This is a genomic window from Acidisoma sp. S159, assembly GCF_009766125.1.
In the GTDB taxonomy this organism is placed as follows: Bacteria; Pseudomonadota; Alphaproteobacteria; order Acetobacterales; family Acetobacteraceae; genus Acidisoma.
This window is the reverse complement of record NZ_LMUG01000008.1, coordinates 424,481-448,854: the sequence shown is the minus strand read 5'-3', so window position 1 is coordinate 448,854 and position 24,374 is coordinate 424,481. Positions and strand designations below refer to the sequence as shown.

Below are 24,374 nucleotides of genomic sequence, written 5' to 3'. Positions count from 1 at the left end.
CCTTGTCTTCGTGGAGAAAGCAAAGGCGTGGATGCTCGGCCTTCGCCGAGCATGACGTGATGAAATGAGCACGGTCAGACCAGAAACCTCTCACCCGCCTGCGCCAGAAGCCGCCAGATCGTCGTCTACCGGAACCTTCCAGGCTCCAAGATGCAGGCAAGCATCAGCCGCCCAGGCGCTCCCAAGTTGCAGCCTCTCTTCTAACCCTCGCCCAAATTCCATGCCGTACAGGAAACCGGCGATGAACGCGTCTCCGGCGCCGAGTGGATCGACGATGCTGCCGGGCGTAACGACCGAAGCGACATCGACTCGCCGGCCGCGATCAAGTGCCGAACAACCCTTGGCGCCCCGCGTGGCCACAACACAACGGCAGCCGAGAAGCTGCGCCTTGTCCAGCAGCGCTGATAAATCTTTCTCCGACATCGCGCTGCCCGCCGAGAAGAAGACGTAGTTCACCGTAGGCAGAAGCGAGGCGACCTTAAGCAGCGTATCCCCATCGCGAACAATGCCAAGATCCAAAGAGAGCGGCACTCCGAAGGTCTTGAGCTCCTCGATCAGCTTGTCTGCCTCTCCCGTGACAGTCAGGTGAATGAGGGTGGCGTGGTTCAGGATGAAGTCGCGCAGCGCCGAAGTCACCAGGATCTCCGCGCTCACTCCGTAGTCTTCGCGCAGGATCCGGTAGTCGCCGCCTTCGATGGCGATTTCCGTCACCCCGCTCACGCCATCCGCACGCTCGACGCAGTCAGTGTTGACGCCGGAAGCGCGCAAAACGCGAAGGATCCAATCGCCCTCCGCATCTGTCCCCACGACGCCGGCATAAGCCGCGGGTTCGCCACGGATCGCGATATTCGCCGCGACATTCAGCGCATTGCCACCGACGCGCGCGACCACGACGGGCGAGACGTAGCGGTCGATGCAGTTATCGCCAATGCTGATCAGCATCGGCGGTGTCAGTAGTTGACCCGCTTATAGTAGCGTCGCGTCGTCAGCGGATGATTGCGCAGAACTTCCAGATGGGCACTGATTCGCTCGAAGATCGTGGCAAGCAGGACGGGCGAGATCAGCGCGCGCACATCCTCCGAAATTCCCGGCAGTGAGAAGGTTTTCGTATCGAAGACTGCCAGGGAATCAGTGTAGTTCCGCGCGAAAGCCTCGGCGCGATCGACCAGCGGGCGCGCCGCATCTTCGCCCTTGAACAGCATGACGCTGACGCCGTTTTCGACCAGCTCCAGCGTACCGTGGAAAAAGTCTGAGGCGTGAACGGGCCGGGTGCGGATCCACTGCATTTCCTCGAGGATGCACATGCCGTAGTAGAACGCCTCCGGCCAGGTCGCGCCGGCGCCCGCAATGATGTGGTAAGGCGCGTCCTTGATCGCCGTCGCCCGCTGCTCGGCATCCGGCTCGATCTGCTTCTTCACGCCCACCAGCAGCGCGGGTAACGTCTTGAGTTCAGCGATGAGACGCGCGTAGTCCGGGCATTCGCCGCGATGGCGCATGATGCTGAGCACCACGAACAGCGCTTGTAGATAGAAGGACTCGCAGGACGTGTCGTCTTCCGCGAAGTTGACAAAGGCATGGTCAGCGGCCTGCGCGAGGGGCTTGTCGTCATACCCCGTCAGCACAAGTATCGTCGCCCCACGGGCCCGCGCGTAATCCAGGACCGCGATGCTCTCCTTCGTAGTGCCCGAGAGTGAAGGGATCACCACGATCGAACGCGCATTGAGATGCTTGTGGCCGGTGAGCACGATCTCAGCCGGCAACTCACAGAAAACAGGGAACAGCGACTGCGTGCGTAGCAGCAATGTCGCGGGCTGCATGAGGATGCCCGCGCCGCCGGTGCCGAGAAAGAACAGGTTGTCGGCGCCGCGCGACAGACACTCGGCTACAGCGGTGTCGATTGCCTCCGCCTGCGCCACCGCGCCCGTCTGGATGCGAAGGAACCGGGCCTCGTCGAAATTCATCATGCGGCTAGCCCTTGCTCATCATGTTTGTGCTCTGACCCGGCATCCGCGCGGCCAGATTAGATACCGGTGGTATCTAAGTGCGTGCACCACGGTCAAGCGGATTGCGTGGTTAATCCTCGGGAAGCACGAGATCGGTCCCCCGCACCTCAGTTTCGAACCGCGCCCCATAGGCCGGATAGCGGGAGCGGACGTGGTCCAAAGGCCGGTCGCCCGAGGTATAGCCGAGGCTCTCGAACAGGATCACCGGGGCGCCAGGTGCCACGCTCAGATGCACCGCTTCCTCGGGGGTCGCTTGCTTCACCTCGATCGAGCGGCGAGCCCGTGTCGTCACGATCTGCCGCCGGCGGAGGAAGTCATAGAGCGAGGCTTCCGAAAAATCCTGATCGACCAGCGCCGGGCATAGCGCGAAGGGCAAGAGGGAGGTGACGAGGCAGATCGGCGCCCCATCGATAAAGCGCAGCCGTTCCAGCACGAAGACCTGATCGCCAGGCACGAGGCCCAATGCGCTCGCCTCCGCCACGGGGCAGGGGATCACGGCCTGGGTCAGGATGCGGTTCTGCACCCGTTTGTGCTGCGTTCGAGCATCCTCGTCGAAGCCGATAAACGACTGCATCGCGTGGTCGGTATATTTTGCCTGAGAACTGAAGGTGCCCTTCCCGGGTAGGCGCTGGATGGCGCCCTCCTTCTCGAGCTCGGCGAGCGTGCGGCGGATCGTCGTCCGGCTCATGCCGAGTTCGGTGCAGAGGTCACGCTCGGAAGGGAAGGGTGCGAGCGGAGGCATCGCGCGTAGCCGATCCAGAAGCCGCGCCTTGGCTTGGAGGTAGCGAAGCACGCGCGGCGCGACGGCGGCGTCCTGGGTCGTGACCGTCACCTCTGATTCTCCTGCTTCGACAGGAATGGGCGGCCCGCAAAACCCGCCATCGCCACGGCAACTGCGGAAGAACGAACCGCCAACCGCCGCACCGTCACTCGCGCCGGGCGCCCACGCCCGACAGGGCTATGCCGAAAAGCGCGCAGACGACGCTGGTCACCACGACCAGAATGCGCAGGTTGGTCGCGGTCTCCTGGCCCTCGGCGGTGACCCGCGCACCCACCTCCCGCCGCGCCGTGGCGACCCGCTCGGCGAGGCTGCCCGTGTCGCCCAATACGATATGCGCCTGGTCGCCGAGCCGGTCCCGCATCGCTTCGAGCGCCGCCTTAGGGTCCGCTGCGTTGGCCGTGGCCAAGGCATCGTCCAGCGCCTGCTCACGAAGCATGCCTCGCGCATAGGGAATCGGCGTGGCGTAGCTCGCGAAAAGGCCCACCAGACAGACAAGGAGGAAGGAGACCGCGAGGAAGCCAAGCCGGTTGCCGTCTACGCGCTGCGCCATCGAAGAAGTTCCTGAACCCGCCGCCGCGCCTGAACGGCGAGCGGAAGCCCGCCTCTCGCCCCCTTCGCCCGCGCCGTCAAGCATCGCGGGAGCCGACCCCAGACTTGAAGCGTCGCAGTGCCGAGCCTGTCGTGCGTGAAAGGCCTAAAAGGACGAGCGGGATACGACCTGCCACGTCGCCCTTTCATTGACAGTGAGCCTCTCTCTCCTTATGCAGCGGCCTGTCTGGAACAGGGCCGGGAGACCGGCCCTTTCCGTTGTGAATAACTCCTGCCCGGTGCCGCACGGCCGCACCGGCCACGCTAAGATTGGGCTTCGTCATGAAGGTGCGTAACTCCCTGCGCTCTGCCAAGGTTCGCGACAAGAATTGCCGCGTCGTGCGCCGGCATGGCCGCGTCTATGTGATCAACAAGAAGAACCCCCGCATGAAAGCCCGCCAGGGCTGAATTTCGGATCGGGCGACCGGGCTCTGGTCCGGCTCGTCCGAGATTGCGGGCGGATAGCAAGGCAGCCCCGCGTATGGCGATCGATCTCATTTGTCTCGATGCCGACGACACGCTCTGGCACAACGAGACATTCTTCCGCCTGACCTACCAGCGCTTCGCCGCCCTGCTCGCGCCCTATAGCGAGGCAGGCATCGTCGCGGAGCGGCTGGCGGCGACTGAACGCCGGAACCTCTCCATCTACGGCTATGGCGCTAAAGGCTTCACGCTCTCAATGATCGAGACGGCGCTGGATGTCATCGGAGACGATGTCCCGCGGCCTGTCCTCAGCGAGATCCTCACCGCCGGCCGCGAGATGATGCGCCACCCGGTAGAAGTGCTGGACGGTGTAACCGAGGCGCTCGACGCTCTGGCGCAGCGCGGCAGGCTGGTTCTCGTCACCAAGGGCGACCTGTTCCACCAGGAATCGAAGCTGGCCTCGTCGGGCCTAGGCGAGCGCTTCTCCGGCATCGAGATCGTCAGCGAAAAGACCCCCGACATCTACCGCCGCGTCTTCGCCCGCTACGGTGCCGCGCCGGAGCAGGTCCTGATGGCCGGCAATGCGATGCGCTCCGACGTCTTGCCCGCGCTTGCCGCTGGCGCTTACGCGGCACTGGTGCCGTACGAGATAGCCTGGGATCACGAGTCGGATGCGGCACCCGTCGACCAGCCGCGCTACCGGGAGCTATTCAGCCTCGGGGAACTGGCAGGCTGGATCGACGAGATCAACGCCGCTTCAGCCTAGCGCGGGCCGGCGCCTACCCGGTCACGCCCGCCGCTTCTTCGCCTGGTCGGCGTAAGCCCGAAGCACCGCATTGATCCTGGTCTGATATCCTGGTCCCTGCTGCTTGAACCAATCAAGAATGTCGCTATCGAGCCGCAGGGAGAGCATCTTCTTCGACGTTGGTATCACTAGGGTGGCATTCTTGTACCAGTCGTCGGGCGCATCCCTGTAGTCGGGGTCATCGGCGATATCCCGTTCCAGTTGTTCCTCCGACTTCGCATCGAAGCGCGCCCAATCGGTCTTGCTTTCGCCTCGGGCACGCATCGCCTTTAGCTCAGCCGAGGTATAGCGCCTGATATCTTCTTTTTTCTCCATTTCTCGACCTCCGCATTGAGATGATCCGCATATCCTCGCCGCGTCGTGTAAAGACCGTTGTGGCGTAGCGGTTGTCGATCGTGCCCATTGCCAGCCAGCGTTGCTCGTTGCCTGCAAAGCGAGACTTTTCGGCGACGTGAGGATTTTCGAAGAAGACTATCGCATTCCGAAAATCGACATCATGCTTCGCGATGTTCGAGAGTCGCTTTGGCTCGTCCCACTCAAATTCTACACTGGCGACCCTAGCAGCTACCGTGTTGAGTGTAACTACGGAATGTATATACAACCAACTCGAACCCGAGGCAGGTACGATCGTCGCCTACCCCTCGAACGGGTCTCGCATCAGGATTGTGTCGTCCCGCTCCGGACTGGTGGAGAGCAGCGTCACCGGGCACTCCACGAGTTCCTCGATGTGGCGCACATACTTGATCGCCTGGGCCGGCAACTCACCCCAGCGCCGGGCGCCGCGCGTCGATTCGGTCCATCCCTCCAGCGTCTCGTAGATGGGTGTCGCGGCCGCCTGGGCAGCGGGAGCGGCGGGCAGGTGCCGCAGCGTTTCGCCGCCGAGGCGGTAGCCGACGCAGACGCGCAGCTCCGGCAGGCCGTCCAGCACATCGAGCTTTGTCAGGGCCAAACCCTGGATACCGCCCACCTTTACCGCCTGCCGCACCAGCACCGCATCGAACCAGCCGCAGCGGCGCGGCCGTCCGGTCACCGTGCCAAACTCATGGCCGCGCTGGCCCAGAATGAGGCCGGTTTCATCGTGCAACTCGGTGGGGAAGGGGCCGGAGCCGACCCGCGTCGTATAGGCTTTGGCGATGCCCAGCACGAAACCGACTGTGGACGGCCCAACCCCGGAACCCGAAGCCGCCGTTGCTGCGACGGTATTGCTGCTGGTCACGAAAGGATATGTGCCGTGATCGACATCCAGCATCACCGCCTGTGCGCCCTCGAACAGGATGCGGCGCCCAGCGCGCCGCGCCTCGTCCAGCCGCAGCCACACCGGCTCGGCGAAGGGCAGGATCAGCGGGGCCAGCTCCAGCAGCCGGTCGAGCAGTGCCGCCTTCTCGAAAGGCTCCGCGCCTAATCCCCGCAACAGCGTATTGTGGTGCAGCAGCAACTCGTCGAGCTTGGCGGATAACGTCTCGGGCTCGGCGAGATCGCAGACGCGGATTGCGCGCCGCGCCACCTTGTCCTCATAGGCCGGCCCGATGCCGCGTCCCGTGGTGCCGATCTTGCGATCACCACGCGCCGCTTCCCTTGCCCGGTCCAGGGCCGCATGAAGCGGCAGGATCAGCGCGGCATTCTCAGCGATGCGCAGCGTCTCCGGCGTGATGCTGAGCCCCTGGTTCGACAAGCGCAGGATCTCGGCCAGCAGCGCCTCGGGATCGACCACCACGCCATTGCCGATGATCCCGAGCTTCCCTCGCACCAATCCGCTCGGCAGCAGCGAGAGCTTGTAGGTCTCGTTCCCGACAACCAGCGTATGGCCTGCATTGTGGCCGCCCTGGAAGCGCACCACGATATCGGCGCGGCTCGCCAGCCAATCAACGACCTTGCCCTTGCCCTCATCGCCCCATTGAGCACCGATGACCGCGACATTCGCCATGATCGATCTTCCTAGTCGAGGGGCACGGCCGAGCCGTCCCGCAGAATATGAGTGCAAAGCAAACGCCGCGCCTCGCCGTCAGGATCCGCCTGAGTATCAAGCGCCGCAACCGTCGCGAAGCCATTCTCGCGGGCAACTCTCGGCGCGTCCCCGTCCGCATCCGCTGGCACATAAAGGCGTGGCCGGGGCGCGGGCTGCGGCGCCACATCCAGGATCGCGTCAGGGAAGAGGGTAAGCCCTGTCGCGGGCTCCTGCTCGCCGCTGATATAGCGGCCGCCCCGGCCGAGCTCCTGCTGCCGCCCGAGCGCGAAGACCGTGATGCAGGGACCGGTGTGATAGCGGAAGCCACGAAACTCCACGGGATCAACCGTGAGGCGCAGATGCGGCGCGCGAGCCTGGATGGCGGCGACCACCGCCGCCAGACGATCGGCCAAAAGCCGCGCCTCGCGTGGCAGCGCCGCCGCCGCTAAGGCGGCGAGGGCGCGCTGCGCTTCGCCAGCTGCCAGCAGCAGCGCCGTCAAGGTCTCCGCCATGCCGCCGCCAAGCTTCGCGACCGCGGCGGCATCCTTGCGATCGAGCGCATGGGCGAGGGCGGCGCGGCGATCGCCGGTGGCGCCCTCTGCGTCGAGAAGAAGAGACGCCATGGTCGGCATGGTGAGGTCGAAGCTGATCTCGGTCAGTCCCACCGTCGCCAAGGCATCGGCGCCCGCCAGCACGATCTCCGCGTCCGCCTGCGGTGCATCGGAGCCAATAAGCTCGATCCCCGCCTGTGCCACCTGCCGGTCCGGGGCGAGATGGTGGCCGCGCACGCGGAGGCATTGGCCGGAATAGGATAGCCGCAGTGGGCGTGGTGCGCCGGCCAGCCGCGTCGTCGCGATGCGCGCGACCTGCGGCGTGGTATCCGCCCGCAGCCCCATCATGCGCTGGCTCACCGGATCCATGAGCCGGAAGGTCTGCTCCGCGACGGCGGCGCCGGTGCCCGCGAGCAGACTATCCTCGAACTCCAATAGAGGCGGCCGGATACGCTGATAACCATGGGCGGCGAAGCAACCCATCATCGCCTCCACGGCGGCAGCCTCGACTTCCGCATCTGGCGGTAGCAGGTCGCGTAGTCCCGCAGGCAGCAAAGCCAGATTTGGCGGAAGGTCGTCGGTCACGGGCATGGGTCTCGCGCAGAGGGGGCAGGCCGCGGTCCGGCGGCGGCGCCTATAGCATCCGCCGGGTAGAAGGCAAAACCGCTGCGGCGCGAAACGCGAGATCCGGCAACTGAACGTTTGCTATTCGTAACGTTATCGGCACTCTTGAGCGATGCTCTTTGGCACCCCGGTTTTCGTGCTCGCCTTCCTCCCCGCGACGCTCCTGGGCTTTCACCTCCTGTCCCGCCACTCACCGCCGGCCGCGCTCGCTTTCCTGATCGGCGCCAGCTTCGTTTTCTACTCCTGGGGGCGCCTGGACGACCTGCCATTGCTCATCGGCTCGGTCCTCGCCAATTTCGCATTGTCTCGCGGTGTCTCCGGCATTCGCGGACGAGCTTGGTTCGCGGCCGGCGTTGCCGCCAATCTCGGTCTGCTCGCGCTCTTCAAATACGGCCCTCTCGTCGCCCCACTGATCCGCCTGCCGCTACCAGGGCTCGCACTGCCGCTCGGCATAAGTTTCTTCACCTTTCAGCAGATCATGTTCCTCTCCGCCTCCCGCAAAGCACGCGGGCGCATGAGGATACCTTTCCTCCCTTGCGCCGCCTTCATCGCTTTCTTCGCCCATCTCATCGCCGGGCCGCTCGTGCGCCCCGCTGAAATCATCCCGCAGTTCCGCCGCGCCGCCCGAAGTGGCATCCGCGCTGAGATGCTGGCCGATGGCGCCACCATCTTCATCCTCGGTCTCGCCAAGAAACTCGTGCTGGGCGATCTCTTCGCGCATTTCGCCGACCAGGGCTTCGATGCCGCCGCGCGGGGCGCCACACTGAGTCTTTTGGAAGCGTGGTGCGCGGTTCTCGCCTTCAGCCTGCAAATCTACTTCGACTTCTCCGGCTACTCGGACATGGCGATCGGCCTTGCCCGCATGTTCGGCATCCGCTTCCCGCTGAATTTCGCGAGCCCCTACAAAGCACGCACGATCCGGGATTTCTGGCGGCGCTGGCACATCACCCTCAGCCAATTCCTGCGCGACTTCCTCTACATCCCGCTCGGCGGCAACCGGCACGGCGAGGCCCGGCGCCTCCTCAACCTCATGGTGACGATGCTGCTCGGCGGCCTTTGGCATGGCGCGGCCTGGCGCTTTGTTCTCTGGGGCGGGCTGCACGGCCTCTATCTCGTTCTGCAGGAGACATGGGACCGCATCGCCCCGCCCTGGGCGCGCCTCCCGCGGTTCTGTGCCCAGGCGCTGACCTTGCTCGCCGTGATCCTTGCCTGGGTGCCCTTCCGCGCGGCGGATCTGCCGACAACGGAGCGCATGCTCCATGGCATGGCCGGGCTGAACGGTTTCGCGGTTCCGGCGCCGCTCGTGGCGCTATTACCGATCCTTGGACGGCTCGGCCGCGTCGTCCCTGTCCTGCCCGCGCTGGGGGATGCCCGAACCCTCAGCCTGCCGGACCTCCTCGCCAGCCTCGCGGTCGGCTGGGCCATCGTACTCTTCCTGCCGCATCTGCACGAGATGACGCCGAGGCGGCGCGCATGGTCGGTGCTGGCAAGTGGCGGCTTCACGCTTCAGGCGCTGTTCTTTTCCAGCGACGCGGTGCCCTTCCTTTATTTCCGCTTCTGAGGCGTGCCATTAGACGCCTCCTCGCCTTGGCGGGACTCTTGGCGGCCTCGGTGCTGCTCCACCTCGGCGCCTTCGCCTTCGTCCTCGACCGCCCGCTCAGCCTCGGCACGTTATGGCGGGAGTTGGACGCCAAGCTCGCCTACGCGGCCTCGTTACCCAGCCCGCGTCTCGTCATCCTTGCGGGCTCGAATGCCCTGTTTTCCCATCGCTGTGCCATCATCGGGCCGATGCTGCGGCTGCCCTGCGTCAATGGCGGCGTCGCGCTGGGCCTAGGACTCGACTACCAGTTCCTGCGCTGGGAGGCCGTGCTGCGGCCCGGCGACCTCGTCTATCTGCCGATGGAGCTGCAGCAATATGCGATGACTCCACGCGCGGCCGTGGCCGGTCCGGACCTCGCAATCATGCTGCGCCACGACCGAGCGAGCCTGCTCGCCCTGGGTCCGTCGCGCTGGCCCGCCGCATTGCTCTCCGGCACGCTCGAAGACTTGATCCTAAGTGTCGTGGAAATCGCGGCGAGTGCGGCGCGGCCCGACCTCGCCCGCCACGCGCTCGAGGACATCAACGACGCGGGCGACGGCATCGGCCACTCGCTGAGGCGCGCGGCGGCGAACCGCGCATTCCTGTCGGGGCTACACCGCTCCGACCCATCACTGCACGCCATCCTAGCCGGCCGCGGAACCCAGGAGATCGCCGCGTTCCTCGGCTGGGCTGCGGCCCACCAGGTTCGCGCTATTGGCGGCTGGCCCACTGAATTCGCCGACGCGCCACAGGATCCCCGGCTCGTCGACACCCTGCGCAGCTTCTACGCCGCCGAGGGCGCCGCCTTCCTCCCGCTCGGCAACCAGGGGCGCTACCCGCGCGGCGACTTCTTCGACACTCAGGATCATCTGGCCGAGGAATGTCAGGCCCGCCATTCCATCCGTGTCGCCCAGGCGCTTGCGCCTTTGCTTCACGAGGTGGGAGCGGCAGCGCCTTCAGGCTGGGCGGCGTCCCTAGCCGCCGCTTGCCCCGGCAACCCCGGATGATCAGGCGTTCCACGTGAAACTTGATCAGACTGCGGTTGCGCGGCAGGCGCCTCGGCGGCGGGGAGGTCGATCCAGGACAGGTGACCGCCCTTGCCGGCGCCTGTATCGAGGAAGATCGCGCGCCCGCCGGAACGGGCACGGATCTCGAGCGGCCGCCCATCGGGGCTCCGCCGGTCATGGCCGACATAGACCGTGAGATCGTCGGGGATGCGGTTGACCCATCGCAGGCTGCGTTCGGGGAAGCCATCGGTCTGGGAATGTCCGGTGGGTTCGCCGAACAGCGCCCGCGCCGTGACGCCCAGGGCACGGCCAATCTCCGTTTCTGGTGCGTCTCCCAGCAACATCTCGGTGTGGAAGCCCGCATGAACGAACATGCGGTTGCCGACCCGCAGCCAAAGAGGCGCCCGCCTGGCCTCCAACGCGAAGCGCTGCCGCAGCGGCGCATCGAGCTGCGCCAGTGTCGCGATCAGTTGCGGGTTCAGCCGCACCGCTTGCCCCGCCAGGACGCGCGCCAGCTTGAGGTCGTGGTTGCCGAGAAGAAACAACCCGCGCCCCTCGTCGATCAGCCGGAACATGAGCCGCAGCACCCCGGCGCTGTCCGGGCCGTAATCGACGAGATCGCCGAGCTGGATCACGAACCGGTCCGTATCGACGGCATAGGCGAAAGCTGTGGCGTCCCCATGCACGTCCCCGACCACGCGAAGCGGCCGGCCGGCGGGAGAACGAAGAGTACCAGTCTCGGTCATTCTGACCATATATGGGACATCGGCGGCTTGAGTCGCGCCTTCGCTGGCCTCAATCTGCATGGCTAGACATCAGCGCGGGAAAACCTGAGCACTCGGCCGGTGCGACAGGCTCAGGTCATGGCGACCGGAGCCTGTGGCGGCAACAGGCCCTGGCTTGCAGCGACGGAGGATAGGCGTGGAATATCGGCTTCTCGGACGGTCGGGCCTCAAGGTCTCGACCCTTACTTTCGGCACGGCGACCTTCGGGGGTGTGGGCGACCTCGCGAAATGGGGCAGCACGGATGTCACCAATGCCCGCCGCTTGCTCGACATCTGCATCGATGCCGGGATCAATACGGTGGACACCGCGAATCTCTATTCCTACGGCAAGTCCGAGGAGATCCTCGGCGAGGCGATGGAGGGGCGGCGCAATCAGCTCATCGTCGCGACCAAGCTCGGCTTCCCGATGGGCAAGGGGGTCAATGACCACGGCCTGTCCCGGTTCCAGATCATTAAGGAATGCGAGGCCAGCCTGAAGCGGCTGCGGATCAGTCATATCGATCTCTACCAGATGCATCAGTGGGACGGGCTGACGCCGCTTCAGGAGACGCTGGAGGCTTTCGATGCGCTCATCCGCGCCGGCAAGGTGCGCTACATCGGCGCCTCGAACTTTTCCGGCTGGCACCTCATGAAGGCGATGGAAACGGCGCGGGTGAACCACTTCGTGCCGATCGTCAGCCAGCAGATCTACTACTCGCTGGAATCGCGGGATGCCGAATACGAGCTCATCCCGATCACGCTGGACCAGGGCCTGGGCGTGCTGATCTGGAGCCCGCTCGCGGGCGGCCTGCTCTCCGGCAAATACCGTCGCGGCAAGACGCCGGAGGAGGGCGGGCGTCACCTCAATGACTGGCACGAGCCGCCGATCTACAATCAGGAGAAGCTCTACGACACGATCGAGGTGCTGGTGGCGATTGCCGAGGCGCGTGGCATTTCCGCGGCGGAAGTGGCGCTCGCCTGGCTGCTGGGCCGGCCGGGCGTAACATCGGTCGTCTTCGGCGCGCGAACCGAGGACCAACTGCGCAAGAACTTGCGCTCGGCCGACCTGACGCTGACGGCCGAGGAGCGCAAGAAGCTGGACGACATCAGCTTGCCGACGCTGATTTATCCGTATTGGCACCAGCGCAATACGGCAGCCGACAGGCTCGGCCCGGCGGACCTCAGCCTGATCGGACCGTATCTCGACAAGTGAGGGTTGGGGCCGCCGATCCATTCTCCGGACCGGCGGCCAAGCTTGGCCTTGTGTTGCACTGCTCGGTCGCGGGCCGCCGCAAGGCTCTATCCCACGGCAGGGCGCGGTGAATGCTACGCTCTGTCGATCGCAGTCTGAATGCAGCCGGGAAGGTTGACCAGGCCGCAGAGATGATGATCGCGCGCGGCAAGATCAGGACCCAACTCAGTCCGTCGTTAGACCCGACGCGGCCGAATAGCAGGTGGGAGCGGCCGGTTGGGGAGGGGAATTACGTGGGGACCATTCTCCATCGCAAAGTTGTAGTCGATCTCCCGCTTTATCGCTTCTGTGGCTCGAGTATCGCCGGTCAGATACGTGATCGCTCCCAGAAGGCAGTTCCCGAACTGGACTGTGGAACCTTTCCCATCACTGTCCGGACTTTTGCGACGGAAATAGTCGGTGAAGTTTTTGCCGATGAACGGGCTGTTCCTGCTCGCGCCGAGGAATATGAAGGCCTCCTTGCCGTGGGTTAGCTCCTCCGATGACTGCCCGGATGGGCGAAGGTGAAACCGCGCGGCGGGGCCTCCTCCTGCGCCGCCTTTGTCAGGGGGCGGCGTTGAAGTTCGGATTATGCGTGACATTCTGAAACTTTCATTTGGGCCGCGGGCGGTGCGGCCTAGAGGATGTTGACGCAACGGGCTGTCCAACCCTCCAGCGTCTGAACATGCCGCCCCACCTGCTTAACAAATGAATAAACCGAGGATCTTTAGATGCGCCAACGTTGATGCTTGTGGAATGCCAACGCGGATTAATTCAAACGCAAACGCGAAAACTTGCGAGGTTTCTTAGCGAAGCTTGGCTCACCCCCATTGTCTTGCATGACAGCGAATCGTCAGGCGAGCTGACGCTTTGTAGCCAGACATCACACTCCAGCCGCTCCGTCGCTTTCGCGCCCGATACCTAAAATCCGCGCCGCCGGACCCACCGTCCAGCCCTGCACGATGAGGGAAATAATCACCAGGACGAAGGCAGCGCCGAACAGCAAATTGGCATTCTTCACCCCCTCGAGCATTGGGATCACCGTCAGGAAAATCGGCACCCCGCCACGCAAACCGACCCACGAGATAAAGCCCGACTCGCGCCAGGAAAATCCCAGCGGCGTCAGACAGGCAAACGTCGCCAGCGGCCGCGCCACCAGGATGAGCACGGCGGCGATGGCAAGGGACGGGACAATGAGCGGCGTCAGAGCATGCGGCGTCGCCAGCAGCCCAAGCATCAGGAACAGCACGATCTGCGCGAGCCAGGCCAGCCCTTCGATAAAATGCCCCAGTTCGATGTCGGACGGGTAACGGCTCTGGCCCACCATGACCCCGGCGATGAACACCGCGAGAAAGCCGCTGGTCCCCAGCACCTGCGAAATGGCAAAAAGCAGCAGGATCGCGAAGAGGCCGAGAATTGGTACCAGCGAGGCCTCCAGCCGCACCCGCTTCAGCAGCATCACCATGCCGAACCCACCGCCAAGCCCCAGCAACGCGCCGCCGCCCATCTCCTTGAGGAACAGCGTCGCGACGCCACCGACAGTATGCGATCCCGGATGCACCGCTTGCTCGCATAATAGCAGCACCAGGAAGACCGACATGGGGTCGTTGAGACCGCTCTCGATCTCCAGCACCGCGTGGAGCCGGGTGGGGACATGGAACGGCAACCCGCGCAGCAGCGAGGCCACCGCGGCGGCGTCGGTCGGCGCCATCACCGCCCCAATCAGCAGACCGAAAACGATCGGCGTGCCGGTGAGAAGATGCGCCGCGATGCCAGTCAGTGCCGCGGTGATCAGGATGCCGACGGTCGCGAGCGCGGTCGCGGGCAAAGCGGCCAGCCGCACCGCCTGGCGATCGGTTTTTAAGCCACCCTCGAACAGGATAATCGCCAGCGCGATGCTGCCGACCAAGTAGGACGTGTTGAAACTCTCGAATTGGATGCCGCCCGGTCCATCCTCTCCGGCCAGCATGCCGATGACGAGGAAGACCAGCAGTAACGGCGCGCCGATGCGTCGCGACAAATGCCCTAGAAGGATGCTGACGAGGCCGAGCAGTCCCCAGACTAGGATGAGATCGTGGCTATAGGACATCGGAACCAGTCGCCAAGGTCATCGGGACACCACCTCTGTTCAGGCTGCATGATGACCGCCCGCTTGAGGAAGCGGAAGGGTCGGCGCAGATTGGAGCACACATGAACGACCGATCGAACCTGTTGCCGGATCCCGCCCTCGCGCCTGATCTCTTTGCTGCGCTCCACGCCATGAGTTTCGACGGCACGGGCATCACGCGAGAAGCCTATGGGCCGAAAGAGACCGCCGCCCACGCGCTGGTCCGGGCCAGGGCCGAGGCCGCCGGGCTTCTCACCGAGACTGATCACGCCGGCAATCTCTACATGACCCTCGCCGGTCAGGACCGCGACCTTCCGCGCATCATCCTCGGCAGCCATCTCGACAGCGTGCGCTCCGGCGGCAATTTCGACGGTGCCGCCGGAGTGCTCGCCGGCTTGGCGGTTGCCACGGGTCTGGCCCGATCCGGATTCCGTCCGGCACGCGACATCACCGTGATGGCGATCCGGTCGGAGGAGGCCGGAAGCTGGTTTCCGGTGAGTTACGTCGGCAGCCGAGCCGCGCTCGGCACGCTGCCGCCAGAAGCGCTCGACGTGCCGCGCCTGGACGACGGCGTGACGCTCGCCGAGCACATGCGTGGCGAGGGTTTCGATCCGGCGGCAGTGCGTGCCGGCCGCCGCGCGCTGGATCCGGCGCGGGTCGCCGCCTTTGCCGAACTGCATATCGAACAGGGGCCGAGGCTGGACGAAGCTGAAGTGCCTCTTGGCATAGTGACCGGCATTCCAGGCTCCCGCCGCTACCGGGCCGGCCGGGTCATCGGCGAATACAATCACTCAGGCGCGACACCCCGGCGGCTGCGCCACGATGCAGGCCTCGCGCTCGCGGAACTTGCCTATCGTCTGGACGCCGCTTGGGCTGAAATGGAGGCGGCGGGGCACACGCTCGTCTGCACCTTCTGCGTCCTTGCGACCGCTCCGGAAGCTGGTTTCACGATGATCCCCGGCGAGGCCCATTTTCAGCTCGATATGCGCAGCGAGCGGCGTGAAAGTGTCGATGTGCTGCATGAGACGCTGTTGCGCCTGGTGGCGGAGATCGCGGCGTCGCGCGGCGTCCGTTTCGACTTGGGCGCAGAAACCGGCAGTGCCGCCAGCCTGCTGGACGCCGCCTTGCAGGCCGAGATGGCGGCGGCGGCCCAGGCCTCGGGCGTCCGCTTCCAACATCTATCCTCGGGCGGCGGCCATGACGCTGCCGCCTTCGCTCAAGCGGGCATCTCATCCTGTCTGCTCTTCGTCCGCAACCAGCATGGCAGCCACAATGCACGCGAGGCCATGCGGATGGAGGATTTCGACGCTGCCTGTCGCGTCCTGATCCGCTGGGTTGTCAGCCGCGCCGGATAGCACCGCTCGTCACGGTTGTTCCGCGGCGGAGGCTGGCAACACGCGATGCTCCCCCCACATTTGCAAACAGGACAAGGGGGGCAGACATGGCCGCAACTTACGAGAATCGCGTCGCCTCACACCGGTTGGAGGCAGGATCCTCGGCCGCAGCCTTGGTGGGCTCGCCGGCCGGAACGAACCTCGGCAATGCCTGCGCGGGTATGACGCCCGAGGACCTCGAACAGCTTCGCTGGGTCGCCGAGGTTCTCGGCGCCGATCGCAGCATGGCGATGCGCGTCGGCAGCTTCGTCAGTGACCAGGCGGAAGGCTTTGTCGATGCCGCCGGCCGCTTCATCATGAACAACAGCCGCTTCAGCGCCCGCAAACTCGCGGAGATGAGCCTGCGCCGCCTCTACGATACCGCGACCCGAGGCATGGATACGAGCGAGGTGGAGGATGATGGCCGGCGCGTCGCCGCGGCGGGCCGCCGGCACAAGCTGGTGAGCACGCTCAGCGGCGCCGCGACGGGTTTCGTTGGCGCGCCGGGCATGCTGTTGGACATCCCGCTGACCACCGGCCTCATGCTGCGCTCGATCGCCGGCATCGCTCGCGGCTTCGGCGAGGATCCCTCGACCGAGGAAGGCCGCCGCGCCTGCCTGGAAGTCTTCGCCCTCGGCACGGATGGCACGGCCGGGGCGGAGGGCCAGGTGAATTACTGGGCCGCACGCGCCGCCCTCAGCCATCTCGCGATCGACGGCTTTATGCGCCGTGTGGCGACGATGCTGGGCATCGCATTTTCGCAACGGCTGCTGACACGCGTGGTTCCGGTGGCGGGCGCCTTGGCGGGAGGGGCCATGAACTACGCCTTCATGGCCCACTACCAGCAGATGGCCCGGGTCCACTTCACGTTGCGCGGGCTGGAACGCCGCTACGATTCAGACACGGTGCGGGCTTGTCTGGACCGCCTCGTTCGACAGAACGGCCCGCGTGCCGCCAGATCGCTGAGCGATGACACGAGGCAGATCAGCGACTGACGAGCGAGGGCCGGACGGCGCGGGCGGCAAGCGCCCGTAAGGTCCGAACCGCAACGGAGTCGGTTCGGATCCCTCTGAGCAGTTACGCGATAACCTTAGGCTGGTTGGGTTTAAGCGCGATTCGAGAGGAACCAGTCGGAGCAGCACGGCCGTGGTTGTCTCGGTAAGGCGGGCCGTCAGATTTGTACAGAGTTTCCCTGGCATATTGGAGCGTGTTTGCGATTTCCGCCTGTTGCGTGGGTGGCAAGGAGGCGACAGGCACGCCGTGTTTGGTCTGTGACTTGACCACCAGCCCGGTCGCTAGCTGAAATCCTGCGGGGCATCCTGGCCCGCGGATCGCTTGGATCTCCTCGCCGACGCTCACCGCCGAAAAAAAAACCCTCGGATCGCGCAACCCGAGTAGGGCAGTAACGCAGGACTTAATCCGCGTATCGAGCGCGCGACGTTGCACATCAGGGCCCTTATTGTCGTTTACTTGAAACCGGTCGCGGTCGGTGTTCCCACTCTTCTTAGACATGCACTCGGCGTAATTTGAATTGGTACCACGGCCACTTCCTCCATTGCGTTGAGAAGAGCGTAGTTTGAATCCAGGATGGTAAAGCGTCCGTTAGTTTACCTGCGTTCGGCAGGCTGCCCGCGTTGGATGCTAGGACTGCAAAAGGGGGAGATCGCCTGGGCGCGGCCTCGGCGATTTCTCCCTTGCCCCAATCGTTGCGCCACTCCTATCGCGAGTGGCTACGCTTCAACCGCCAGTTTCTTCCGCTGGTAGCACCCGCAGGCTCCAGCTCAAATCGCGGCTCGTGCCAGGGGGGATGCGCATCATCCCTGGCTTCTCGTCTAGCGTGCCGGCGAAGCCGGCGGGGTCAGCGAAGCCGTGCCAAGGCTCGATGCAGAGGAAAGGGGCGCCTCCCGGCTTCGACCAGATGCCGAGCTGTTCGAATCCCTCCCAGGCGATTTCCAGTGCCGGCGTACCGCGCGCGGAATAGCGCAAGGACCGGCTGGCGAGCTGCGTGAAGACCAGCGCGTCTTTCGCGAAAAGGTCCGGTTCGAGCCGCAGCACGCGGTCAATCACCGGCGAGACCGCCTCCTCCGTCAGCAAGCCATTCGCGACCCGATGCACCGGGGCATTCTCGGCCCGGGCGAAACGCACCTCATGAGCTTCCTTCGCCACGCCGGGCAGGATCGGCCAGGCAAAGCCCGGATGCGCACCTAGCGCCGCCGGCAGCACGACATCTCCAGTGTTGGTCAGGCGATAGCGGGCCGTCAGCGCCCCACCTTCGATGGCGTAGGCGAGTTCGAGCTGGAAGGCGAAGGGGTAGAGCGCGCGGCTCTCCGCGCTGTCCCGCAGCACCAGGCGGCAACCGGTGCTGCTTTTATCGGTCCAGGCGAACTCCATGTCGCGCGCAAAGCCATGTTGGCCGAGGCGATAGCTGTCGCCCTCGTGCAGGTAGTGGTCGTCGTGCAGGCGGCCAACTATCGGGAAGAGCACGGGGGAGTGCCGAGGCCATTCAGGACCCGCCTGCCACAGCAACTCGCGGCCGCCGCCGTCCCGGATCGAGACCAGCTCCGCCCCCCGCACGGTCACCGCGACGGATAGTCCGTCCCGGCCAAATTGATGGGTATCCGCTGTCCCGCTCTCCGTCGCCATCTGCGCCTCCCTTGCCGTTGTCAGGATAGGGCGATGCGCGGTGTAAGGGAAAGCTACGAGATGCGGCTTTGGCCGAACCCGGCGCGGCGACCCTTTGGCGCTCGATTGTGGCAAGCGTTCACGGCGCCAGTCGCCTGTTCAGATCGGTAAGCAGAGCGTGGACGGTTTCGTAATTCGCCACGCTCATAACTTCGAAATGCTTTGAGACTTGTAGGCTCCTGTCTGTTACCGTCTTTGCGCGCAGATCAATCTCGATATCGCCTCCATTGCAGCGCACGACAGTGGGACGGCCAGCGTCGAATGTGACATAGCACTCGCGGAGTAACCCACGTTCTGCGCGGAGCACGAAGCTCACCGTTGTATTCCCCCATAATCCTGGGATGGCGGGTCTGGAACACAGCGTTTCGGCCAGGATGCTGGCGTCTGGCGGGGAACCCGGACTCGGCTTTACCCACATCCGGTCGCGATTCTTCTCGGTCAATGGCGTGGTTAGAGCGCCGGCGTTGAAAGCGGCGCACGAGGTATCACCTTGATAACTCGCATTTGGCAAAAGTCGCTGACTGGACATTATACGGCTCATCTATTTTCATCCTTCGATAGCTCGCCTGACGTCACGCGCGGAGCGAGGACGGTCACCTGACCGGGCGAACCAGGCTGGATCGAGGCTGGCCGACACTCCCTTAAAATTTCACCCCCAGCCGCAGGCAGAGACTAGGACCGCCGCATGGCGGCGAGCGGCGCCCGACCCGGATGGCTTGCCGCCCCCACAGCGAATGTGCGAGTTTAGGGCTGCCTTAGGAGGTTCCTCCGTGCGTCGCCCACGCCCGCTGCTGCCGTTGTCCTCCGACCGTCCGCTCGTCGGCCCTCCCTAGCGGGCCCGTTCGGCGGAATGACGGAATGCAACAGAGACAGGAGTAGGTCGTGATCGATCTGCACGAATGGTTTAGCGAACATCATGTGACGGAAGTCGAATGCCTGGTGCCCGACATCACCGGCATCCCGCGTGGTAAAATCACGCCCGCGCAAAAATTCCTCCAGGGCGGCGCGCTGCGCATGCCGGAATCGATCTTCATTCAGTCCGTCACCGGCGAATATCCGCCCGACGAGGAAGACCGCCTGACCGACCCCGCCATCATCGACATCACCCTGGAGGCGGATGCTTCCACCATCCGCCTCGTGCCTTGGGCGCGCGAACCGACCGCGCAGATCATCCACGACTGCCACTACAAAAATGGCGACCCGGTGCCGATGGCGCCGCGTCAGGTGCTGCGCCGCGTGCTCGCCCTCTACAAGGAGCGCGGCTGGGAGCCGGTGCTCGCCCCGGAACTCGAATTCTATCTGGTCGGCCGCAACACGGATCCCGACTATCCGCTGGTCCCCCCTGTCGGCCGCTCCGGGCGGCAGGAAACCGGCCGCCAATCCTACTCAATCGATGCGGTCAACGAGTTCGATCCGCTCTTCGAGGAGATGTATGATTTCTGCGAGATGCAGAATCTCGACCTGGACACTCTCATTCACGAGGAGGGCGCCGCACAGGTCGAAATCAATTTTCTGCACGGCGAGCCGCTGAGCCGCGCCGATCAGGTCTTCCTGTTCAAACGTACGGTTCGCGAAGTCGCACTTCGCCACGACATCTATGCCACCTTCATGGCGAAGCCGATGAGCAGCGAGCCCGGCAGCGCGATGCATGTGCATCAGAGCATCGTCGATCCAAAAACGGGCCGCAATCTCTTCGCGGGCGAGGACGGCAAGGCCAGCAAGCTGTTCCGCAACTACCTTGCGGGGCTGCAGAAATACACGCCGGCCGTCATGCCGATCCTCGCGCCGAATGTGAATTCCTATCGCCGGCTCTCGCGGTTTTCCAATGCTCCGATCAATCTCGAATGGGGCTACGACAACCGTACCTGTGGCTTGCGGGTGCCCTACGGCGAACCCGCCGCGATGCGTGTCGAAAACCGCGTGCCGGGCGCCGACGCCAACCCCTACCTCGCCTTCGCCGCGACGCTCGCCTGCGGGTATCTCGGCATGGTGGAGGAACTGGAACCGACGGCGCCGTTCGAGGGCTCGGCCTATTCGATGCCCTATGCATTGCCGCGCGAGATCAGCCACGCTCTCGATGTCATGGAACAATGCAAGCCAATCCACACAATGCTTGGCGAGAAGATGATCGAGGTGCTTCTGGCGGTAAAGAAGCTCGAATACGATACCTACCTGCACGTCATCAGCTCTTGGGAGCGTGAGCATCTGCTGCTGAACGTATAATGAGCGCGCGTATCGGCGGTTCGGATTCCTCCGCCCCGAGCTACTACGAGGCGAGCCGCCGCGGTTCGGTCATTGCCGAACCGCTCGCTGGCGACATCAATGTCGAGGTCGCGATCATCGGCGGCGGCATCACAGGCTGCTCCGCGGCGCTCGATTTGGCCGAGGCCGGCGTCAGTGTCGCGCTTCTGGAGGCGCGGGATTTCGGTTGGGGCGCTTCGGGCCGCAATGGTGGCCAGGTGCTGCCGGGTTTCGCCATCGGCCAATCGCGGCTCAACCGGCTCGTCGGCACCGCCGATGCGCGGCTCTTATGGGATATGTCCGTCGAGGCGGTGCGGCTGGTCGAGCAACGCATCAGTCGCTACGCGATCCCCGCCGACTACACCCGTGGCTATCTCCACGCCGCGATTCGCCCGCGCCACGAGCGGGAATTGGAAGAGGCGGCGGAGGAGATGGCCACGCTCGGTGTCGGCGGTGCCGAGGTTCTGCGAGGCGCGGCAATGCGCGAGCGTATCCGCAGCGCGCGGTATCGTGCCGTGCTGACCGATCCTCTGGCCGCGCATATCCATCCGCTGAACTACACGCTCGGCCTCGCGAAAGCCGCGCAAGCGGCGGGCGCGGTGCTGCTGCCGCAAACACCGGTTCAGGCCATCGAACAAGGCACCACGCTTCGCCTGCGGACGCCGAAGGGCAGCGTGACTACAAACACGCTGCTGCTGTCTGGCGGCGCCTATCTCGGCCGGCTGTGGCCGGAGGTCGCGGGCTATGTGATGCCGGTCGGCACTTATATCGTCGCGACCGAGCCGCGTGCCGATGTCCGCGACTTGCTGCCGCGCAACGATGCAGTGGCCGACTTGAACTTCGTGCTCGACTATTACCGGCGCTCAGCGGATGACCGCATGCTGTTTGGTGGCCGCGTCTCCTATTCCGCGATCCCCCCGCGCAAGCTTGCGGAAACCATGTTGTCGCGGATGCGGAAAGTCTTCCCCGAACTCGCCGATGCGCGGGCTGAGTTCACCTGGGGCGGGCTGGTCGATATCACGCGCCATCGCGCCCCGCATTTCGGCCGTCTGGCGCCCAATGTGCTTATGGCCCAAGGCTTCTCCGGTCATGGCGTGGCACTCGCCGGCCTCGCGGGCCGGGTATTGGCGGAGGCCGCGCGCGCTCAGGCTGAGCGCTTCGACGTATTCGCGCGCATTCCGCAGGTCCGCTTCCCCGGCGGCCGCGCCTTCCGCGTCCCGGCGCTCTTGCTGGCGACGAGCTATTATCGGTTGCGTGATATTTTGTGAGTATCGGCTGCGTAACGGCAGTCATCGAAAAGGATTTTGTTAATCGGCATACCCAATAGTTCCGACACGATGAAACTAGCGGACGGCTGGACCCAAGCGAAGACCGCCTGACAGTCCTGTTTGTCGGCACCGATGATTTTCACGATTGGGAATGCAGCATGATCCATGGCTTAGGCATCTTGGATAGGACGCCTCCACCGAATCAGCGCAGCCAACCGCGGAGCTTTGCACTTAACGCAAAAACCGCTGCGGGCGGCTCAAAAGAGAACAGACCTGCCGGCGTCGTCTGTGATCCATCCGTGCCCAGGCCGAAGGCCGATGGATTCATGGCGCCGGAGATCCTAGCGATGGCCCCGAACCGAGACAATGTGTCACTGCTGATATCTCGGGTCGGAGCGCTTTCAGGGCACCGTTTAGTAAATCCGGAGAACCCTTCGGAGGTTATTGCCTGGGAGCACCGCAGCGGACTGCAAATTGTAGGCCGCTATGGGGAACTTTTGTTCATCAGTCATGTTAACCTTCCTCACATCATCCTGATTGCCAACGGGCTGCAACCCGACATCCGTCTTTTGCGCAACGGGAATGCATACTCGCGAGGTCAAATGACCGACCGGGAAAAAAATGTCGCCATGGGTTTGTTGAAATTCGCTGCCACCGCGGCCCAGGACCGAGACGAACGCAATTGGCGGCGCGCAGCTATGTAGTGGTCCGGTAAGCACGGCGGCGCCACACGTCGTCAGGTTTCGAAGGGCGCGTTGCCGTCACGTCGCCCGGTCGCGCGATATCCAGCCTGACCGATGAACTCCGATTGCCGCTAGCCGCCGTAGGTGCTGAGCGTCTGCCGCAGCGGGTTCGCACCTGGATTATTCGCCAGCATCTGAACGGCGACCTCAGGTGCTGAGTAAGGCTTGCCGTAATAGGCTGCGTTCCCCTTTGGGTCGGCCGAAAGCACAGAGCCTTCGATCGAGGCTCCGGCATAGAGGCCGCGGGTCTTGGCGAAGGTCACGATATCCGCGCGCATCGCGGTCGTGGTGGCTCCGCCAACCCCCGCGCCGATCGAGGCGGCCGAGAACGACGCGTCGCCGCCGAGCTTGAAGCGGTCGTTCATGACGGCCGTCAGCGCGCGGTCGTTCATGATCATGATCATGAGTTCCGCATCCTGCACGCCGATCTGCGGTCCGAAACTGCCACTACCCAAGGAATAGAACGCCGGGTCGGACCAGGATCCGGCCGCCGCCCGTCCCATCAGCACACAAGAGCCGCCGGACCCGCCGATGACCACGCCCGCCTTGAAGACCTGCGGGCAGATGATGACCGCACGGGCACTGCGCAACGTGCCCACCAGATCCTTGGACTGGCTGCTGCCCAGCATCTCCTGCAACGCGAGGGTCGAGCGATCCACCAGATCCTGCTGCTGCGTGGTAGTCACCACGCCCTGGGCGCAGCCCGCGACGCCGAGCGGCAACAAGACGGTAAGGGAAAGGCCAAGGAGACACTGCCGCAAGCTTCGCATCAAGCCCTCATTCTCTCGATTCGCGGTCACTCGACCGTCAACAAAGAATGACATGATCCTCTAGCGCCGAACGCGCAAGTTCTCGGAAAGGCTGTGATCGAGTGACGTCAACTGTTCCGTTTGGACGGCGGTCAGTGTTCAAGGTCAGGGTTTCACGCCTGCTCCAAGTCGTGTTGTCTGGATGGTGCAGACGCCCGTTGAACCAAAACAAGTGCCAAGCGGACTTGTGGAGCGGTCTCCTGGCGGTTAATCCGGGTGGTATGCTCGATCAACTCAAGGCCAATAACCGTGCCTGGGCCAGCCGGAAGGTTGCGGCCGATCCCGGCTTCTTCCGTCGGTTAGAGAACCAGCAGGCGCCGGAATATCTCTGGATCGGGTGCTCGGACAGCCGGGTGCCAGCTAACGAGATTGTCGACCTCGATCCCGGCGAGCTATTCGTCCACCGCAATGTCGCCAATCTCGCACCTCCGCAGGACGCGAATTACTTGTCGGTGCTGCAATTCGCGGTGGATGTCATCAAAGTAAAGCACATCATGGTTGTGGGCCATTACGGCTGCGGCGGCGTGCGCGCCGCGGTCGATGGTCAGCGCCTCGGCCTGGTGGATCACTGGCTGCATCCGATTCGCGAAGTCTGCGAAGATCACCGGACTGAACTCGATGCGATCGGCAATGAGCGCGCGCGTCTCGATCGCCTTTGCGAGCTTAATGTGATCCGCCAGGTCCGCAACGTCGCCTCCGATGTCTTCGTGCAGGACGCCTGGTCGAGAGGCCAGCCGCTCGCTGTTCACGGCTGGGTCTATTCTCTCTCGAATGGCTTGGTGAACGATTTGAATGTTACGGTGAGTGTTCCGGGCGACGTGGCGCGTTTGCGAAACGGCTCCTGAACCCG

General features: G+C 64.4%; 23 protein-coding genes. 11 read left to right on the top strand and 12 right to left on the bottom strand.

The window, feature by feature from the left end; all coding sequences use genetic code 11:
* Positions 1-90: 90 nt before the first annotated feature.
* From GSQ92_RS05350 to GSQ92_RS05335, 4 genes are all read right to left on the bottom strand, one after another.
* Positions 91-942 (bottom strand): PfkB family carbohydrate kinase, encoded by an 852-nt coding sequence (locus GSQ92_RS05350; protein WP_158802375.1) that lies wholly within the window; start codon positions 940-942, stop codon positions 91-93.
* A gap of 8 nt (positions 943-950) precedes the next feature.
* On the bottom strand, positions 951-1,964 hold the full coding sequence (locus GSQ92_RS05345) for an SIS domain-containing protein (protein ID WP_158802374.1): 1,014 nt from the start codon (positions 1,962-1,964) through the stop codon (positions 951-953).
* A gap of 109 nt (positions 1,965-2,073) precedes the next feature.
* The gene (locus GSQ92_RS05340; protein ID WP_158802373.1) at positions 2,074-2,835 is read right to left on the bottom strand and encodes a GntR family transcriptional regulator; all 762 of its coding nucleotides are present in this window, start codon (positions 2,833-2,835) and stop codon (positions 2,074-2,076) included.
* Between the two features lie 94 nt (positions 2,836-2,929).
* A complete protein-coding gene (locus GSQ92_RS05335; protein WP_158802372.1) occupies positions 2,930-3,334 on the bottom strand; it encodes a hypothetical protein in 405 nt (134 codons plus the stop codon).
* Positions 3,335-3,654: 320 nt separating this feature from the next.
* On the opposite strand from GSQ92_RS05335, the gene ykgO reads away from it, so the two are divergent.
* Both ykgO and GSQ92_RS05325 read left to right on the top strand, forming a co-directional pair.
* Entirely contained in the window at positions 3,655-3,780 is a 126-nt protein-coding gene (ykgO, locus tag GSQ92_RS05330; RefSeq protein ID WP_048863340.1) for a type B 50S ribosomal protein L36, read from the top strand.
* A gap of 73 nt (positions 3,781-3,853) precedes the next feature.
* Positions 3,854-4,561, top strand: a complete 708-nt coding sequence (locus GSQ92_RS05325; RefSeq protein WP_158802371.1) for an HAD family hydrolase — start codon at positions 3,854-3,856, stop codon at positions 4,559-4,561.
* 21 nt (positions 4,562-4,582) lie between these two features.
* Here the strand turns inward: GSQ92_RS05325 and GSQ92_RS05320 are convergent, their stop codons facing one another.
* Genes GSQ92_RS05320 through GSQ92_RS05305 form a run of 4 tightly spaced genes read right to left on the bottom strand, consistent with a single transcriptional unit; the run spans position 4,583 to position 7,681 of the window.
* On the bottom strand, positions 4,583-4,915 hold the full coding sequence (locus tag GSQ92_RS05320; protein ID WP_158802370.1) for a BrnA antitoxin family protein: 333 nt from the start codon (positions 4,913-4,915) through the stop codon (positions 4,583-4,585).
* Positions 4,875-5,201 carry a BrnT family toxin gene (locus GSQ92_RS31565; protein ID WP_216849973.1) on the bottom strand — a complete coding sequence of 109 codons (327 nt, stop codon included), beginning with the start codon at positions 5,199-5,201 and terminating at the stop codon, positions 4,875-4,877. Before GSQ92_RS31565 ends, GSQ92_RS05320 begins: the two co-directional genes overlap by 41 nt.
* Positions 5,202-5,234: 33 nt before the next feature.
* Positions 5,235-6,524: an adenylosuccinate synthase gene (locus tag GSQ92_RS05310; protein ID WP_158802369.1), complete on the bottom strand. Its 1,290-nt coding sequence runs from the start codon at positions 6,522-6,524 to the stop codon at positions 5,235-5,237.
* An 11-nt stretch (positions 6,525-6,535) separates the two neighbouring features.
* Positions 6,536-7,681, bottom strand: coding sequence for an ATP phosphoribosyltransferase regulatory subunit (locus tag GSQ92_RS05305; protein ID WP_158802368.1), 1,146 nt, complete (start codon positions 7,679-7,681; stop codon positions 6,536-6,538).
* 151 nt (positions 7,682-7,832) lie between these two features.
* On the opposite strand from GSQ92_RS05305, the gene GSQ92_RS05300 reads away from it, so the two are divergent.
* Entirely contained in the window at positions 7,833-9,281 is a 1,449-nt protein-coding gene (locus GSQ92_RS05300; protein ID WP_158802367.1) for an MBOAT family protein, read from the top strand.
* 38 nt (positions 9,282-9,319) lie between these two features.
* Positions 9,320-10,306: a hypothetical protein gene (locus tag GSQ92_RS05295; protein WP_158802366.1), complete on the top strand. Its 987-nt coding sequence runs from the start codon at positions 9,320-9,322 to the stop codon at positions 10,304-10,306.
* Here the strand turns inward: GSQ92_RS05295 and GSQ92_RS05290 are convergent.
* Positions 10,231-11,052 (bottom strand): metallophosphoesterase, encoded by an 822-nt coding sequence (locus tag GSQ92_RS05290; RefSeq protein WP_174246643.1) that lies wholly within the window; start codon positions 11,050-11,052, stop codon positions 10,231-10,233. The genes GSQ92_RS05295 and GSQ92_RS05290 overlap by 76 nt on opposite strands.
* A 175-nt stretch (positions 11,053-11,227) precedes the next feature.
* Here GSQ92_RS05290 and GSQ92_RS05285 point away from each other — a divergent pair, with 175 nt between their 5' ends.
* Positions 11,228-12,283: an aldo/keto reductase gene (locus GSQ92_RS05285; protein WP_158802364.1), complete on the top strand. Its 1,056-nt coding sequence runs from the start codon at positions 11,228-11,230 to the stop codon at positions 12,281-12,283.
* Between the two features lie 901 nt (positions 12,284-13,184).
* Here GSQ92_RS05285 and GSQ92_RS05280 read toward each other — a convergent pair.
* Complete coding sequence (locus tag GSQ92_RS05280) at positions 13,185-14,390, bottom strand: potassium/proton antiporter (RefSeq protein WP_158802363.1); 1,206 nt, start codon at positions 14,388-14,390, stop codon at positions 13,185-13,187.
* Between the two features lie 101 nt (positions 14,391-14,491).
* Here GSQ92_RS05280 and GSQ92_RS05275 point away from each other — a divergent pair, with 101 nt between their 5' ends.
* Together GSQ92_RS05275 and GSQ92_RS05270 are read left to right on the top strand one after the other, a co-directional pair.
* On the top strand, positions 14,492-15,763 hold the full coding sequence (locus GSQ92_RS05275; protein ID WP_158802362.1) for a hydantoinase/carbamoylase family amidase: 1,272 nt from the start codon (positions 14,492-14,494) through the stop codon (positions 15,761-15,763).
* Between the two features lie 86 nt (positions 15,764-15,849).
* The gene (locus GSQ92_RS05270) at positions 15,850-16,776 is read left to right on the top strand and encodes an EcsC family protein (RefSeq protein WP_159013105.1); all 927 of its coding nucleotides are present in this window, start codon (positions 15,850-15,852) and stop codon (positions 16,774-16,776) included.
* Positions 16,777-17,518: 742 nt separating this feature from the next.
* Here the strand turns inward: GSQ92_RS05270 and GSQ92_RS05265 are convergent.
* Positions 17,519-18,424 (bottom strand): aldose 1-epimerase family protein, encoded by a 906-nt coding sequence (locus GSQ92_RS05265; RefSeq protein ID WP_158802360.1) that lies wholly within the window; start codon positions 18,422-18,424, stop codon positions 17,519-17,521.
* A gap of 921 nt (positions 18,425-19,345) precedes the next feature.
* Here GSQ92_RS05265 and GSQ92_RS05260 point away from each other — a divergent pair.
* From GSQ92_RS05260 to GSQ92_RS05250, 3 genes are all read left to right on the top strand, one after another.
* Positions 19,346-20,686, top strand: a complete 1,341-nt coding sequence (locus GSQ92_RS05260; RefSeq protein ID WP_158802359.1) for a glutamine synthetase family protein — start codon at positions 19,346-19,348, stop codon at positions 20,684-20,686.
* Complete coding sequence (locus GSQ92_RS05255; protein ID WP_158802358.1) at positions 20,686-21,972, top strand: FAD-binding oxidoreductase; 1,287 nt, start codon at positions 20,686-20,688, stop codon at positions 21,970-21,972. The genes GSQ92_RS05260 and GSQ92_RS05255 overlap by 1 nt, the downstream gene beginning before the upstream one ends.
* A gap of 326 nt (positions 21,973-22,298) precedes the next feature.
* The gene (locus tag GSQ92_RS05250; RefSeq protein WP_159013104.1) at positions 22,299-22,676 is read left to right on the top strand and encodes a hypothetical protein; all 378 of its coding nucleotides are present in this window, start codon (positions 22,299-22,301) and stop codon (positions 22,674-22,676) included.
* Positions 22,677-22,786: 110 nt separating this feature from the next.
* Here the strand turns inward: GSQ92_RS05250 and GSQ92_RS05245 are convergent, their stop codons facing one another.
* Positions 22,787-23,485: a lipid-binding SYLF domain-containing protein gene (locus tag GSQ92_RS05245; RefSeq protein ID WP_158802356.1), complete on the bottom strand. Its 699-nt coding sequence runs from the start codon at positions 23,483-23,485 to the stop codon at positions 22,787-22,789.
* Between the two features lie 197 nt (positions 23,486-23,682).
* Here GSQ92_RS05245 and GSQ92_RS05240 point away from each other — a divergent pair, with 197 nt between their 5' ends.
* On the top strand, positions 23,683-24,369 hold the full coding sequence (locus tag GSQ92_RS05240) for a carbonic anhydrase (RefSeq protein ID WP_254065560.1): 687 nt from the start codon (positions 23,683-23,685) through the stop codon (positions 24,367-24,369).
* Positions 24,370-24,374 lie beyond the last annotated feature (5 nt).

Bases quoted from the DNA above. Each gene is read 5' to 3' on its own strand.
- GSQ92_RS05250 (WP_159013104.1), top strand. From the start codon at position 22,299: ATGGCGCCGGAGATCCTAGCGATGGCCCCGAACCGAGACAATGTGTCA.
- ykgO (WP_048863340.1), top strand. From the start codon at position 3,655: ATGAAGGTGCGTAACTCCCTGCGCTCTGCCAAGGTTCGCGACAAGAAT.
- GSQ92_RS05320 (WP_158802370.1), bottom strand. From the start codon at position 4,915: ATGGAGAAAAAAGAAGATATCAGGCGCTATACCTCGGCTGAGCTAAAG.
- GSQ92_RS05270 (WP_159013105.1), top strand. From the start codon at position 15,850: ATGGCCGCAACTTACGAGAATCGCGTCGCCTCACACCGGTTGGAGGCA.
- GSQ92_RS05300 (WP_158802367.1), top strand. From the start codon at position 7,833: ATGCTCTTTGGCACCCCGGTTTTCGTGCTCGCCTTCCTCCCCGCGACG.
- GSQ92_RS05255 (WP_158802358.1), top strand. From the start codon at position 20,686: ATGAGCGCGCGTATCGGCGGTTCGGATTCCTCCGCCCCGAGCTACTAC.
- GSQ92_RS05280 (WP_158802363.1), bottom strand. From the start codon at position 14,390: ATGTCCTATAGCCACGATCTCATCCTAGTCTGGGGACTGCTCGGCCTC.
- GSQ92_RS05290 (WP_174246643.1), bottom strand. From the start codon at position 11,052: ATGACCGAGACTGGTACTCTTCGTTCTCCCGCCGGCCGGCCGCTTCGC.
- GSQ92_RS05265 (WP_158802360.1), bottom strand. From the start codon at position 18,424: ATGGCGACGGAGAGCGGGACAGCGGATACCCATCAATTTGGCCGGGAC.
- GSQ92_RS05310 (WP_158802369.1), bottom strand. From the start codon at position 6,524: ATGGCGAATGTCGCGGTCATCGGTGCTCAATGGGGCGATGAGGGCAAG.
- GSQ92_RS05245 (WP_158802356.1), bottom strand. From the start codon at position 23,485: ATGCGAAGCTTGCGGCAGTGTCTCCTTGGCCTTTCCCTTACCGTCTTG.
- GSQ92_RS05335 (WP_158802372.1), bottom strand. From the start codon at position 3,334: ATGGCGCAGCGCGTAGACGGCAACCGGCTTGGCTTCCTCGCGGTCTCC.
- GSQ92_RS05325 (WP_158802371.1), top strand. From the start codon at position 3,854: ATGGCGATCGATCTCATTTGTCTCGATGCCGACGACACGCTCTGGCAC.
- GSQ92_RS05345 (WP_158802374.1), bottom strand. From the start codon at position 1,964: ATGATGAATTTCGACGAGGCCCGGTTCCTTCGCATCCAGACGGGCGCG.
- GSQ92_RS05275 (WP_158802362.1), top strand. From the start codon at position 14,492: ATGAACGACCGATCGAACCTGTTGCCGGATCCCGCCCTCGCGCCTGAT.
- GSQ92_RS05350 (WP_158802375.1), bottom strand. From the start codon at position 942: ATGCTGATCAGCATTGGCGATAACTGCATCGACCGCTACGTCTCGCCC.